Genomic DNA, 16,090 nt, shown 5'->3' with positions numbered 1-16,090 from the left:
CAAAGACTTATGAATACTATTGTACTTGCAGAAGATCATAATCTAATAATAGAAGGATATCGCTTACTTATAGATGACATTGATGATCTTGAGGTGGTTGCTACAGCCTCTGACGGTCAGGAGGCTATCGATGCATTGGAAAAGCATAGTCCCGACTACATGATACTGGATTTACACATGCCTGTAGTAAACGGATTAAACGTACTAAAGCATGCATCTGAGTATTTTCCTAGCACAAGGGTAATTGTAATCAGCATGTTTGGTGATCCATCAATGCATCGTGAAATTATCCGCTTAGGAGCAAAAGCTTACATATTGAAAAACTCAGATCGTGATGAATTTATTCTTGCACTAAATTTAGTGATGAAGGGTAAAAGCTACTATAGCCCGGACTTATTTAAAAAAGATACCAAATCCCTAAAAATACCTGTTTCTTCAAAAACCATTTCATTGGTTAACCTTTCGCCCAGAGAAGAGGAAGTGCTTACGCTAATCGCACAGGGACTTACCAACAAGGAAATAGGTGAAAAGCTGATTTTGAGCCACAAAACTATTGACTCACACCGAACTAAGCTTATGAAGAAGATAAATGTTCATAATGCAATTGGTTTAGTAAGATATGCTATAGCCAATGGATATGACCTGTAAATCTTTGAATTTAAAGCCATAGATAATGGCTATTTACTTTTCCCCCAAATTGTGATTTACTCTCTGACAAAAAAACAAAGTGTTTGGAATCAACCTGTGGTCTATGTCTATCTTGCTAATCGAAACATACATAAGGTTTTAAAGCTAATCACACAGGGTTAGCATCAAAAAGGCTTAGAATTTCTTCTAAGCCTTTTTTTGTTTTCATTCGGTTGGAGTATGGTTACCTCAAATTATACGCAAGCTTTAATAACTAAAAAAGGGCTACCCTTTCGAGTAGCCCCTTGGTTTGGAAATAACCCTATTCCCTATTTACAAAATTGTAACTCTTACGGTAGTTGATTTTCCGTTGGCAATTACACGCAGGTAATAAACTCCCGGTGCAAGGTTTTCAATGTCCATATCGGTTTCTACATGGCCACCTACATTACCTAAGTCTTTTGTGTATACCATTTGACCAACAGTGTTTACCAGGGCAAGCTGCACATCCTGTCCGCCAATCAAATCAAGGTTTACATTAAACTTACCATTGTTTGGGTTTGGATACACTTCTACACTTCCTGCAAACTCAAGCTCATTTAAGCTCACGGTAGGCATTACAGTATGAGTAATCGTATCTGTAGTTCCACACACGGTATCCGTAACGGTAAGAGTAACGGTGTAGCTACCTGCCGCACCATACGTGTTGCTTGGGTTTATACCGGTTCCGCTGTTTCCGTCACCAAAATCCCAATCGTATACATGGCCACTAGAAGCTGAAGCATCAAAATCAACATCGGCTCCATTGGCATTTACTACTGAGGTAAAGCTGGCTACAGCCGTGTCATTATTTACGCCCATGGTAAGCGATATACGCTTGTTGCCACACACATCTAAGCTCTCCCAGTGAAGGGTTTTAGCGATAGAACTCGCGCTTGTGGCTCCTACCATATTTGAACCAAAATAGGCTCCACCCACACCAGCTATGTACTCAAAGTCATTGGTGGTTTTGAATACTGAATCAACGGTTGCTCCAGCCAATCCCTCTGCTTCATATTTACCGGTTTTACTGGCCAGGTATATTGAAATAGTATCTCCTGCTGTAAAGGTTACCGGGTTTCTGAAATCAAATCTATATGATGTAAAACTCGAAGAACTTGCTTGCTCTAAGGTGTCTATTACAGTCCAACTGGAACGGGTAGTTTCATGTCCTTTATAGTTACCCATTTTGTAAAATGCCTTCAATGATTTTAGACCTGTTTGGTGAGATATCCACGTATATCCAGAGAAGATAAAGTCCTTTTTCACATAAATTTTAAACATAGTACCATACAACGAACCGGCAGTCCCGGTTTGAACAACCAATGAATTTGACTGGGCTCTGTCCAGATACAAAGTTTGTCCAGGTTGCACACTTACAGTATCGCCTGTGGCTACCGGGTTTACATCATTAGCATTCGTATACCAGTTATGGCTGATGCCCGTTTGAGGAAGAGCTACAAATATTCCTGTGGTATCATTAGCACAAATGGAATCAACCGGCATGTGCAATGGAACTGCTGAAATCAGCTCAAGACCACTTTCTGATAAAGTATCATTGGTCATATTCTGATCTCCTGACAATCCGGTGTAGGCATCAATGTTAATCACACCACCCGTATAAGCGTTAATTGTGCCCACCGTAATAGTAGCTGATGCACCCGGAGCTATGCTTCCAGTATATGTATTGGTAACACTTGAAGTGATAGCACCTGAAATATTTGCCCCTACAGGCAAGGTAGTAATGGCATTGATTCCATTGTTTTTCACTTTAACCTCTATCACAAGGCTTGAATCACCGCATGCTAAATCAAAAGGAGAAACAATACTTTCCAGCTCAGCATCATTTTGAATAATGGTGGTAAAAGTGATGGGGCCTACCCAGTCAGTAGAATCACACATATCCGAAAGGTAAATGTCATACGTCATACCAGGCGTAAGACCTGATACTCTTGTAGGGCTTGAACCTGCATAAACGTTAGTACCTGTACCTGACGCCTGACGGAAGCCCGTTGGTCCATATTCCATTACGAATGAAGTACCGTTACTTATTGACGTCCAGCTGAAGTCAGCGAAATTGGTGTATACGCTATCTAAAGTAAATCCGGTAGGTGTAATACAATTGGGTAGTTCATCAATACCCACATCATCAAGTGCAATATCACCATTTATTCCACCTCCTTTTTTACCAACAAAACTTATTGTAGCTGGCTGAGCCATGTATGCACTAATATCTACATAAGCCGTTTTCCAAGCTGTAGTATCATCCACTTGCTGTTGTCCGCTGATGCTCCAGATTGTATCGGTTTGGGTACCATCATTTATCAACACATACAACTCTCCCATATTAGACCCATACATATGGTAAGAAAAATGCAACGTAGGAGTAGTTAATCCTGAAAAATCAACCTTTGGCATTTGCAAAGACGCCAGTGAATTATTTACACCTCTAGAGGCTTCTGTGAAAACATATTTTCCAGAGCCACCCGCACCTGCTGAAGGACCAGTACTAGAGCTTGTTGTACTTCCAAAATTAGTTTCCCACCTATATAAATTGGTAGAACTTTCAGGTGTACGCACCCAACAACCATCCACGGCATTAGTAGCTGCTGTACCCTTAACCCAACCCGAACTTTCAAAGTCCTCTAAAAACGGGGCTATTTTGGTAGCACATTCAGTACAAAATGAGATAGGTCCATACCATGGACTGTTGTTAGTGGTACAGTTTCCACGGATATAAACATCATAGCATGTATCAGGCAATAGACCTGTAAGGGTATCTGTAGTGCTGGTTAAGCCAGTAATAGTTGTTCCTAATCCTTGAGTAAAACCTGTGGTACCATATTCGATATCAAAAGTACTACCATCTCCAGCCGTCCAGTTAAGTACCGCGCTAGTATCTCGAATATCACTAACTAAACCAAGGCTCGGAGCAATACATGCAGGTTGTAGTTCAATATACAGGTCATCGATGGCCATATACACATTGTTCGCATTGTGAGCATGTCTTATTACCACATGATTGTGATTGGCTGGTACACCTGTTAATAATACAGTAAACTCAGTCCACACATCTGTAATAGTGGTCACGGTATCAAGGGGTGTAAAGGAGGCCGTATCATTAGGTGAAAGCATTGTTCCTATATAAAACTCAGGAGTACCTGTACTGCCCGTATAGCTATCACTTGCCTGAAACCTTAACTGTAAAGTATTAGTAGCCAAGTCAGTTATTTCAGGACTTACTAAAAAGGTTGCGGTAGCGCTAGAGTTATAATACCTGTAATAAATATTACCTGAAAAAGGTTGTAATGCAACAGTTGCACTAGGGTCGTAGGCTCTTGCATAAGATGCTGTAGCCCCATACTCTAAGAATGTCCAGCAGATGTCCGTTTCTGTATTAGACAGGTGATCCCAATCAGTAAAATAACTATTAGTATAAGAACATTCCGTACGAGCTGTAAATGGGCCTACCCGTACAGACAATCCATTAGCCGAATCCGTACAATCATTTTGAATATAAAAGTCGTACTCAGTATTTGGACTCAAACCTGAAATTGTAGAACCTGACGATGTTATGGTTATAGATGAAGAGGATGATGCCTGATTAAAACCTGTTGGTCCATATTCTACAATAAACTCATGCCCTGGTGAGCTGAAATTTATGTTTACCGAATTTGACGTAATACTATCTAAAGTAACCACACCCGGCTTAGGGCAAGGTGGGGCTTCTTCTATGACTACAGAATCTATTGCTATATCTGAGTTAAGGCTCGTACCGCGTATTGCATGAAATACCAAGTGTGTAGTGTCATTCTTATAAGCAGATAAATCAACGATAGCTTCCACCCAAGCATTACCCTGATCACCTGATACGGATGTAAGTGTATCATAAGCAGTTCCATTCCAAGCCCATACCTGTAATGTTCCCATACTAATTCCAGACATATGGTAACCAAACGTAAGCTGCGGTACAGTTAGTGAACTTAAATCAAAGTTTGGAGAAGTAAAGTCAGCTATATCATCTGTTGAGCCATAAGAGGCTTCTGCAAATACATAATTAGAACCTCCATAGGCATTCGAAGGACCTGTGGAAGAACTTGATGTAGATCCCGAACGCGTACCCCATAAGAAAACATTACCACTTGCAGGCGCTACCGACCAACATGGATCAATTGAAAATCCAGAGTTTGCATTACCAGATCCTGAAACCCAATTTGGACCTTCAAAAGACTCATAGTAGGGATAGGTACTAATCAAACCACAGCCGGTAGTGAAAGAAAATGTACTAATGAAACTTGAGTCTGTAGGAGAACAAACCTCCATTACATATACGTCATAGGTGGTTTGTGGTGAAAGACCTGATAGTGAAACAGTGTCATTTGTTGGGTTTAGCTTGGTGCCTGAACCTAATGTAAATCCGGAAGTTCCGTATTGCAGTTTTACCGTAGAACCAGTATTGCTTTGAGTAAAGTACACATCTGCTGAGGCGCCAAGCACGTTGGTCGCTCCAAGGCTGGTTGGGCTAAGGCATGATGGCGGTACACAAGGTGTTAATTTTCCAGTTACCCAGTTAGAAGTATTTCCAGTAAGGGCAAATCCTTGTAGAGTTCCATCATTGTTCAATCCTGAATCATCAATTGAGGTAGTAATCGTGGTGTTTGTGCCACCAGCCGTTCCTGAATTAAATCTGTGATAAGCCACAAGACCTGCTTGCGGAGTACAAAACTCAGTTGCTGTATCAAGATTGATTTGAGTTAAAGAACGAGCTACATCCCACACTCTAACTTCTTCTATCTTTCCTGCAAATGGAATATTACCACCAGAAACGCGCTGACCTATTCTTAAGTCATTACCTCCTGTAGGAGTATTTACACCTGACAAATTACCTGTAGCAACCTGTACCCCATTGACATAAGAATAACCTGTGCCATTATCCAATACAAAAGCTACGTGAACCCACTGGCCCACAGGAACTACATTGTTTGATGAAGGAAGGTTACCATTTGATCCTCCTGAAAGGAACGACAATTGCAGGTTTGGATTAACGATAAATGTGTTTCTTGAACCCGAGGCACTTGTACCGTAATCTAAGATTGTAACATTTGATGATGGAGTGGCATCGAGGTATATCCAAGCTTCAAAAGTTCTGTCTGCAGAACCTAAAACGCCAGGAAAAGTTGTAGTTATGTAATCATCTACTCCGTCAAAGTCGAGTGCATTTTGACTGTGGACATTGTTTGCCAAGAGCATCGTAAACAGCAGCAGGGCAAAGTTTCGAATAAATAGTAGTTTGTTCTTCATTGGATAGGGATTTTGTTTAAATCTAATTACCGATATGTACTTTGCCTCTACCTCGCAAAACACATAATACCAGCATTTAACATCAAAACTATACAATGAACTCGTGAAAAAACGCTTGTTTAGGGTATATACCCTAGTAATTCACGGTATAGACCCCATCGTTTTATTTGATTTTTTTCTCAGAATCAAAAAAAGGAATTGCCCTCTCGGACAATCCCCTTTTTTTAATCCCCAAAATAGTAAGATTTACCTTACTTAGTACTGAATTACAACACGTTTCACAGAAGAGTCTCCGTTGGACAATACTTCTATAAAGTAAACTCCTCCCGCTTGTTCTGTAAGATCAAGTTCTATGATATTATCATTTGAAACAGTCCCCAACTCACGCTGGTAAACTTCTTGTCCCATAAAGTTTCTAACTCTTAGGGTTGCATCACTTACTACGCTAAGGTTTAGTTCTACATATACCTTTCCGTTAGTTGGGTTTGGATATATATCAAACGACTGCCCCATGTTTGGAATCTCACTGATAGATATTTGTTCTACCAAAATTGTATCTCCAAAAGAAGTGGTATCACAAGGCCCTTCCACATCTACTGTAACATAAAATTGGCCATTGGCTGTATACTGGTGTGTAGGCATTGCTCCACTTCCTGCTGCAGATCCATCACCAAAGTCCCAAGTATATGTGATACCATTTACCGAATTTGAAGCATCAAAATCGACAGTAGCATTGCTTATACTAGTAGCACTTTGCATCCAAGTGAAAGTGGCTGATGTGAAACCATTTTGGGTGGAATCTGTCACCTTTACAGGAGTGGAAAATCCAGCAGCGGTACAACTATCTATAATGTAAAAGTCATATGCGGTATTTGGTGACAAACCACTAATCACTTGAGGGCTTGCACTACTTACTACTGGTGTTCCACTTCCATAAGTAAATCCAGCTAATCCATACTCAATATATGAATCCGTGGTGTTCACATCTGAAGTCCATGTAATAGTAGCTTCTGTACAGCTAGTACTTGAAGTAATATTTGTAGGACCAGGACATCCTGTAACAAATGAATAGATGGTAACGGTGTCAGTAAAAGTTCCGCAAGCATTGGTGTATGATGCTACATAGAAGAAAATACCTGGGGTGCTCTCTCCTATTTTTATTTCAGGAACAGTATCAACTTGAACCAAATTACCATTTACCACCTTTGACCATGTAAAACCAATTGAAGAAGGTACACTTGGCACCGTAACCATATTGTTTACCGCATTAGGATCCTGAGTACTTTTTACCCATCCGGCTGGTGAATTCATATCTGGGCCTTCTAATCTGATACCCCATGAGCTTGAGCCCGAAATAGCAGAACCTGACCAATCATTTGGGCTCACTCCTGCGGCTGTAGGGAAAGTATAACCAGTGTGGTAGCCCACCGCATCGATTATGTTATTGTTGGCATCTTTTAATATTCTTCCTGATGCCTCACCTGAACTATAAGTACCTCCAAAAGTTCCATTACCATGGTAATAAAAGTCAGAAGGGCTTGGTACACTCGATCCTAAATCACCAACTGCAATAATTGCCGTTCCGTTTGGTCCAAGTATGGTTCCTTTAGGGAAGGTATAAGTACCCTCCATATTTGAAAGACTCCACTGCTCTAAGGTAATTCCTTCTAAGTCTGCACCAGGTGTTCCGGTGATTTCAATATAATCATCAGCTATCAACCATGATGGGGCTCCTCCTGATGGAGTTCCGGTTCCAGAACCAGCGTACTGACAAATTTCAGTGATGAAGAAAGCCTCTTCTCCAAAAAATGGAGACTTCACTACCAAATCGCTACTATCCGTAGTTGAATAAAGTGTATCGCCTATAGGTGATACTTCCCATAATGGATTTATCACAATAGAAGTTTGGATCAAGGTATCATTAAGTAAATAGGCATTATAGGAAGTTGGCTCTATATAAGCGTTAAGCAAATAAGTACCTGGTACAGAGAGGTCAACTCCTAAAGCCATCAGACTTAGAGTATCTCCAAGAGGAAGGTTACCCGTATCGGCAACTACAGTACCCGAAGAATTAATTGGCCCTGTTACATCCCAGCTTACTATTATACTATCTGTAACGAGATTAATATTTGAACCTGTTATGTTCTCTACCTTAATTTCTACTGTATCATTTTGAGATAAGCATAAGCTTCTTTTAAAGCCTCCTTCTACCATACTAAGATCTGTAACAATAGGTGAGTACTCGTAAGCTCCTATATCAACACGTATTGAACCTGATGCGGGACGAGTATTCTGATCAATATCAGTAAGTACACCTACAGTATTATCACCTTTGTCATTAGCAAGAGTACCCAGTATAATTCTCAAATCATCCGGTGCGATAAACAATGGATCACCGTAAAGTGAACTATCATTTTCGGTAGGAGCTGCCGTTTGCCATGCTGCAAGTGTAGCATAGTTGGTTGAATTTAGCTGGAAAGGAGTACTTCCATTGGTATAATAAAGATTGTAATCAAATACAGCCGATACAGGATCATTACTCGCAAATATTGCCTCACCCATATCTGAAACAACAATGTTATTTATCATATCAAAGTTGTTGTTGAAATTGGCTTGAAAGTGGAAACCTCGATTATCTCCAAATATGGAGTTATGGTAAATATTAACATGCTTAGTGCTTTGGAAGTAAACTCCATAATTGCCTCCAATGAACATGTTATTAATTATGGTAGAACGGCTTGGAGCACCAGTTTTATTAGAACCATTTATATACAAACCATAGTTACCTGCCTTGGTTTCGTTACCCTCAATAGTTAGGTAATCGGCATCTTGAAGCAAGATAGCATAAGACGATGGCCCCGTACAGTTGATTTTATTTGAACTAATATTGACATTATCCACATTGTACATGCGGATACCGTAGTAGTAAGGGTCAATAAAGTTATTGTTTTCAATAGTAAAATTGCTACTCTTATTAGAAGCATTCCTACTCAAGATAATCATACTCAAATAGCCACCATACAGGTTGCTATTCTTTAGTGTAAAGTTGCTCACATTATCACCATTACCACTGATAATAGAAGTTGGTGATGAAGAAGCCACGATAAGATAATGATTAGAACTTGTAGTAGCACCTCCAAAGAAGTTTATACTATCAAAAGTAATATGTTCTGCCTGGCTATGCATCCAAACCATTCGAGAGGCATTAGGAGCATATATATTAATGTTCTTAAAAGTCACATAGTTAGTACTATCAAGCTCAAGTAGAATATTACTTCCTGATCCGTAATTAAGCGTATCTGCACTTACAGTCCCTCCTACTATTGATACAGTATTTGTAGCACTAGCCCCATCAATATGTCCTAGCCTCATAGAAAACACACTGTGATTTCCACCTTGTAGATTTAAGGTAACTGGCCCTGTAATACCACAATTGCTCAATACGGAGAAAGCTGTATCTAAATCGCTAAAATCAGCCGTTGGAGAACCTACGCTATAAATACCAGAAAGCTGGCCCGTGCATGTAGTTGTGAAAGAAAATGGACCTGCAAATGTTGATGAATCACAATTATCTGCTACATAAAACTGGTAAGTAGTATTTGGGGCTAAACCTCCAATTGTAGTTGGCGAAGTAGAATTGCTAACCACGGTACCATTAGCTGTGGTTCCCGTACCTTGAGTAAACCCAACAGGTCCATATTCTACTCTAAAACCACTCCCTCCACTTGTAGACCATGATAAGGTAGCTCCACTAGAAGTAATATTGCTAACACCTAAATTATATGGAGCTGTACATGGAGGAATATCATCAATGATAATGTCATCTACATATACATAAGTATGCGTAGTGGCATTGCCATGCATTATTACGATGTATTCATCTTTGCCATTGTATCCAGAAACTTGATCTAAATACACTTCAAACTTAGTGGAGTATGAAGCCCCATCCGTAGTTAAAGTGTCAATTGGTGTGAAGTTTTTCAGCGATGTATTGCTAGGTGAAGTTCCTACCACTACTTTACTAAAACTAGCACCAGCTGTTTTTGAATAAAATGAAATCATTTTATCACCATTGGTAATACCTGCAATAGCTGGAGATATTAGAGCTATAGTATCCGTTGCACTGGAAGTAGGGCTGTACATTCTCCAATGCTTTGCCCCATTCGGAATTCCTGTAGTAGAGGTATTTCCATATCCCGATACATTCTGGTTTTCATAATAGCTCCAGCAAACAGGAGGTGAAGGGTTGGAAGTCGAACCACTCGCAGTGGTGTCAAAATTTTCAGTAATTGGAATAGCTACTGGAGAACAAGTAGTACAAAATGAAATTGGGCCAAACCATGGGCTCAGTCCACTAGCGCAGCTATCCCTCACATAAATATCATAACATGTCGCTCCACTAAGACCATTGATTCCTGCGTACGGATTGGTAATTCCCTTTACTAACGTTCCATTTCCTTGGGTAAATCCTACAGGACCAAACTCCAAGTTGTAAGCCAGCCCTTGGCCTGCGGTCCAACTTACGTAAGCTGAATCATAACCTTGACCCGCTGCAGCTAAGTTTGAGGAAGCTGTACAAGTAGGTATCTCTCCGATAGTAATGTCATCAATAAATGCGTAAGAACCTGTTGTAGAATTATCTAAAACCGCAAGATAACTGTGAGTACCATTATAACCGTTAGCGGTAGTTATTTCGGTAGAGAAATGTTGGTAGGTAGTATTGTTGCCGATATGGAAAGTGTCGATCGGTATAAATGTGCTCATGTCCAGCGGACTCACCACCGTACCTACTATAAGATTTATATCATGAATGGCATAAGGATGACGGCTTCTTGCCCAAAGTTCAATTTGCTTATCGCCTGCAGTTAAACCATTAATTCCCGGAGAAACTAAGCCCATCAAATCATTACTAGCTGGGTTGTTATTGGTATGCAAGTAAAAATATGTACTGTCGGTTTTTGAATCTCCTGGAGAATCATGTGTAAACCCATAACCATCACCTGCCCCTGTATGAACAAAACTCCAGCAATCAGGTGTAGATGGGTTTGTATTTCCTCCAGTAGGCGTGGTTTCAAAACCCTCCACAAGAGGTGTGTTGTAATAATTACATAAAGTACAAAACGAATATGGACCCGCCCAAGGGCTATATCCACTAGCACAGCTATCTCTTACATATACTTCAAAACAGTCATCATCCCAAAGCCCAGAAATTGTGTAACTCGTGCCAGTAGCCTTATGAACTGTAGCCGTAGCCTGTGAAAAACCTACCGGGCCATATACAATTTCCTGATGGATACCTTGCCCTGCAGTCCACGAAAGATCCGCCCCACTATTGGTAATATTACTTATCACCAAATTGGTAGATGGTAAACAATTAGGAGCATCACTTATAGTGATGTCGTCCATATTATAACTGTCATTTCCATCAGACATATCTAAAATAGCCATATACTCATGTGTTCCATTGTAGCCATTTGCTGTGTTAAATAGAACCGTGAAATTTTGATAAGCAGTATTATTACCGATACTAATCGTATCTAAAGGAACAAATGTGTTTAACATATTTTGTCCGGCAACAGTCCCTACAACTACTTTCACATCATAAGAAGAACCGGAAGAACGGCTTCTTATCCAAAGCTCCATTTGCTTTGGGGTGGTGGTCATGTTTGCAATTTTAGGCGATACCAAAGCCATAGAATCACCGTCAGCAATAGTACTACTCGTATAAAACCTAAATGAATTACCTATACCACCACGCGCAAAACCCGCAGCATAAGCACTTCCACCGTCTGTATATGCATAACCTTTAGCTCCGCTTGTCTCTTCATAGCTCCAACACGTAGGTTCACTCGGGTTTGATGAGGAACCTGTGGAAGTAGTATTAAAAGTTTCTGTAAATGGAGTTGCCATACCGATTCCTCCGCATGAAGTAGTAAATGAAACTGGGCCTACCGTATCACTTATTCCATTAGTCCCACTGCAATTTGCAGTTATATACACATCGTGTGCTGAATTACCAAATAAGCCGCTCATAACATACGGAGAGCTTGTTACCTGAACACTAGTACCTGTACCTATAGCTGAATCTTTAGAAACATAATAAAGAGTAAGACTCGGGGCTGTACCACCATAGTTCCAGGAAATAGTTGCAGATGAAGCTGTGACATTTGAGCTTTGAAGATTGGTTGGCGCAATACACGGAGAGCCATTGCTAACCATAATATTATCAATAGCCATATCAGATCTAAAACCATTTCGAACAGCATGAAAAACTAAATGAGTAGTTGCTGTTTTATAAGCTGATAAATCTAAAGTTGCTTCGAGCCATGAGTTTCCTTGATCTCCAGTTACGGACATTATGGTGTCGTAGGAAGTACCGTTCCATGCCCACACCATAAAATCACCCATACCCGACCCATACATGTGGTACCTAAAGTTTAGTTCTGGAAAGTTTAGAGAACTTAAATCAAAGGATGGGCTAGCTAGATTTGCCATATCCCCGGAACTTACACCCGATGCTTCGGTATACACATAGTTACCAGAGCCACCAAATCCGTAAGAAGGACCATAACTACCGGTGGAACTTGCCCCAGTACTGGTACCCCAAGAGTACGTACTACCAGCACTGGACGAACCGGTCCAACACGAATCTATCATAAATCCAGTATTATTAGAACCTGATCCTGATACCCAGTTCACGCCCTCAAAACCTTCGGAGTAAGGAAAAGTACTAACAACTCCACATCCCGCATAAAATGCAGAACTAGAAGAAACTTCTAGACTTGTTGGTGCTTCAACTTCCTCGACCGTTTTAGCGGAAACGGCATTTGTGCTGTTATTAACATGAGGTCCTGCTGATTCCGCATCTATGCCGGAGGCATAAAATACATTAAGCAGTGTAGTAAGTGAAAGTAATAATCTCTTCATACTCTAATTTTAATTAATTCTGTTTATGACAATTTGAAGTTTCCTATTTGATCTCATCTTGAAAAAGAGATTTGGTTAATTCCGCCTGTAGAACTCACCTCTACTAAACCTCAGCTCCTTGTTGTCAAGCCTTTATTTATTTAACAATTTGATAAGACACAAATTTTGTATTTCCTCAAGAATAAGACAATCGGGCACCCATGGCAATTTTTTAGGGTAAATACCCCAGCGCAATTCGAGAGCACCTAATCATGTTTGATGGGATTGGACAAAAAAAGGGGGCTTGAGCCTTATAGCTCTCTGTTTGCCAGACGAAATGAAACGCAGATTGCACCCTGCTTATTTAGAAAGAAACTTTGCACCTACAACACCTTTCAATCTTTACTCCGCTGACATCCGGAATCCTAAATTTGCGCTCTTATTCACTAAAAAATACCACTATTGCTTTTTGTAATGATTTTATTTTGTAAATCCTGCCAATTATGTATTATTCAGGTTCATTTATGAGGTATCTCAAAAACCAAGTGGTATAAAATGGATAGAGCTCCGATTTAACAACCGGAGCTCTATCACTTCCATTTTTCTTAATAAATAGGTCTACGAAAACTAAATATAAGAATGAAAATCCAAGTATTGGACTTCCCTATTGTGGTAACAGGGCAAAGTAACGATCATATCATCAATTTTCCTTTAAGGTAAATAAGGTAATTTACTCGTGTATATACCCTAGTCATAGGATCTATATATTAATGATATGTAATAATACACTTGTTTTAACTCACAACCCTTTTACCAACCGAATAGGTAATTGCAGCGCATCAAATTGATTAGGAATCTCACCTTTTCGCTGGACACCACCAATTATACTCCCCTTTTCTTAAAAATCAGCTGTTACAGTCAAAACAGTAAAGAGATCAGCCTCTCTCTCACTTTATACATCATAGTGTTATGGCTTAATGTTAAACCGTCAACTTAGTGATCGAATAAATTCGTATCAAAAAGAGCTGATACGCCTCTATGAATCATCCAATGTTACATTCTTTCAGGACCATACATCATCAGGTATGCGTGGCAATTTCATGGGGTATACACCCTAAATGAGTTAACGGTGAGGATATTTTATGCTAATTTTCGGCTCACAAAGCTTTTATGAGATATGAAATTGAAAAGACAGAGGGGCTTACAACACTTACTTATATGGGGTTTTACTTGTATTACATTATTGACAGTAAAAGGTCAAAGCACCCAGCAACTCAGTCCATCTGAGATACACCAACTTGTAGAAAGATATATCAACTACTCACGCGACAGCTCCCTTGTTCTATTGAATTTAGCTTCCCAAAAAATTAGACGAATTCAAGACAAGGATTCCGCAAATGCATTAATGGCCGAAAACAATCTTCGTAGAGCTGATTATTGGACGTTTTACGACCTTGATTCTGCAGAAGCCTATACTGGTAAATCATTTGAGTACTACAAAAAAAACATCGATGATAAAAGGCTTGCGGAAATATATATTCTAAAAGCTCAAATGACTAGAATTAAATATGGAAAGATCACCTGCGCTGTGTATGAGGCTCTGCCCTATTTTGATAGTGCTTTAACCTATGCTGAAAAATACAATAACCCTGCATTTCTTTCATTTATATATTATGAGAGGTCGATCTCATTTGAACTTATGGAAAGGTGGGATGAAAGCTTTGCCAATGCAGTCTTAGCATTAAAAAATGCCCAGATATCCGGAGATTCTTTGACCATTGCAACCTCATGTTTCTTAATGGGAAGAACCTATCATCACTTCGGCCTATTCAACTCTTCGGAATCATATATAGCCAAATCTATAGAGTATGGTAATGGAATGGCTCAACTATACTCTATCATTCATATTTATGCCGATGTGCTTCTTCAAAATGACAAACAAGATTTGGCTCAAAAAAATTATGAGAAGGCCTTGAAAATAGCCCTTGAAAAGAATGATCTATCAAAGGCATCAACTCTTTACACAAGTATTGGGCAAATTCAACTAAACAAAGGAGATTATAAAGGAGCTGAAAACAGTTATGCAGAGTTGAATTCTATCTTAGAGTCAAACAAGTCTGCCGGTTATCATACATTACTTTTTATTGCTCAAATGCATTATCACCTTGGCAATAACGATCAGGCCTTAGAAGATTTAGATTTATTTAAAACCAAATTTGGCAGCGGCTCCGTTATCCCTAGAAACATAGATGTTTTTAAGGATGCGGCCGATTTACACACCTCACTTAATCAACCAGAATTAGCCACATTTTACTATAAAAAATGGGGCGTTTTAAAGGACAGTCTTTATTCACACACCAGCAAGCAGCAATTAAATGCATTGGAAGTAATGTATTTGAAGGAGAGAAGAAAGAATGTAGAAATTGTACAAAAAAATGACGAGCTCAGTGAAAGCAGGCAGCAACAAGCTACCATGGGAGGTCTTTTAATTATTGTTATATTATTGGGAGGAGGCTTAGTTTATTTCATAAGAATGAAAGGGATGAAGGAGAACCAAGCGCTCAAATTTGCACTAAAGGAAAAACAGCTAGGCCAACTAATGGAGGCCCAAGAAACTGAAAGACAGCGCCTAGCCAGAGAGCTACACGATGGAATCGGGCAATCCTTAGCGGCACTAAAAATGCAACTTCAATTTGACAAAAACCCACAAGCTTCGGATACTACCGTACAGCGTGTAGATGACATATGTAATGAAGTTCGATCTCTATCACACCAAATGATGCCTATCGTTTTAAAGGAAAATGGGCTTCAATCTGCTGTAGAGCAATTGATAGATCATAGTTTTTCTACGTCATCCATTGAGGTAGATTTTGTGTGTTTTGGTCTAAATAGAAGGTTGCCCGACAACATTGAGGTGAACGTATATCGAATTACACAAGAGTTAATATCTAATATAATAAGACACTCTAAAGCTTCTAAGGCTGGAATTCAGCTATTGAAACGCGGAAAAACGCTGCTGCTGATTGTGGAAGATAATGGGAAAGGATTTCGCAAAGATGATAAAGCGCAAGGAATAGGCCTTAGCAACATTAATGTAAGGCTTGAAGCCCTTGGCGGAACTGTGCAAATACAGTCTGCCGAATGTGAAGGAACTTACATTCATATTGCTATCCCCACCTCATCTGAAATAAATAAAAGAATTGCTTAATACAATACT

The 16,090-nt window shown here is 39.6% G+C and carries 4 protein-coding genes; 2 read left to right on the top strand and 2 right to left on the bottom strand.

What is annotated here, in order from left to right; translation table 11 throughout:
* Positions 1–9: 9 nt before the first annotated feature.
* Positions 10–648 carry a response regulator gene (locus OWEHO_RS17215; protein WP_014203782.1) on the top strand — a complete coding sequence of 213 codons (639 nt, stop codon included), beginning with the start codon at positions 10–12 and terminating at the stop codon, positions 646–648.
* Between the two features lie 312 nt (positions 649–960).
* On the opposite strand, the gene OWEHO_RS17210 is transcribed toward OWEHO_RS17215, so the two are convergent.
* The gene (locus tag OWEHO_RS17210; protein WP_014203781.1) at positions 961–5,967 is read right to left on the bottom strand and encodes a LamG-like jellyroll fold domain-containing protein; all 5,007 of its coding nucleotides are present in this window, start codon (positions 5,965–5,967) and stop codon (positions 961–963) included.
* Between the two features lie 255 nt (positions 5,968–6,222).
* Entirely contained in the window at positions 6,223–12,894 is a 6,672-nt protein-coding gene (locus tag OWEHO_RS17205; RefSeq protein WP_014203780.1) for a fibronectin type III domain-containing protein, read from the bottom strand.
* A 1,156-nt stretch (positions 12,895–14,050) separates the two neighbouring features.
* Between OWEHO_RS17205 and OWEHO_RS17200 the strand changes: the two genes are divergently transcribed.
* Positions 14,051–16,081: a tetratricopeptide repeat-containing sensor histidine kinase gene (locus OWEHO_RS17200; protein WP_014203779.1), complete on the top strand. Its 2,031-nt coding sequence runs from the start codon at positions 14,051–14,053 to the stop codon at positions 16,079–16,081.
* The last annotated feature ends 9 nt before the right edge of the window (positions 16,082–16,090 follow it).

The sequence above is a fragment of the Owenweeksia hongkongensis DSM 17368 genome (genome assembly GCF_000236705.1).
Classification (GTDB): Bacteria; Bacteroidota; Bacteroidia; order Flavobacteriales; family Schleiferiaceae; genus Owenweeksia; species Owenweeksia hongkongensis.
This window is presented reverse-complemented; position numbering and strand designations above follow the sequence as displayed.

Bases quoted from the DNA above. Each gene is read 5' to 3' on its own strand.
- OWEHO_RS17215 (WP_014203782.1), top strand. From the start codon at position 10: ATGAATACTATTGTACTTGCAGAAGATCATAATCTAATAATAGAAGGA.
- OWEHO_RS17210 (WP_014203781.1), bottom strand. From the start codon at position 5,967: ATGAAGAACAAACTACTATTTATTCGAAACTTTGCCCTGCTGCTGTTT.
- OWEHO_RS17205 (WP_014203780.1), bottom strand. From the start codon at position 12,894: ATGAAGAGATTATTACTTTCACTTACTACACTGCTTAATGTATTTTAT.
- OWEHO_RS17200 (WP_014203779.1), top strand. From the start codon at position 14,051: ATGAAATTGAAAAGACAGAGGGGCTTACAACACTTACTTATATGGGGT.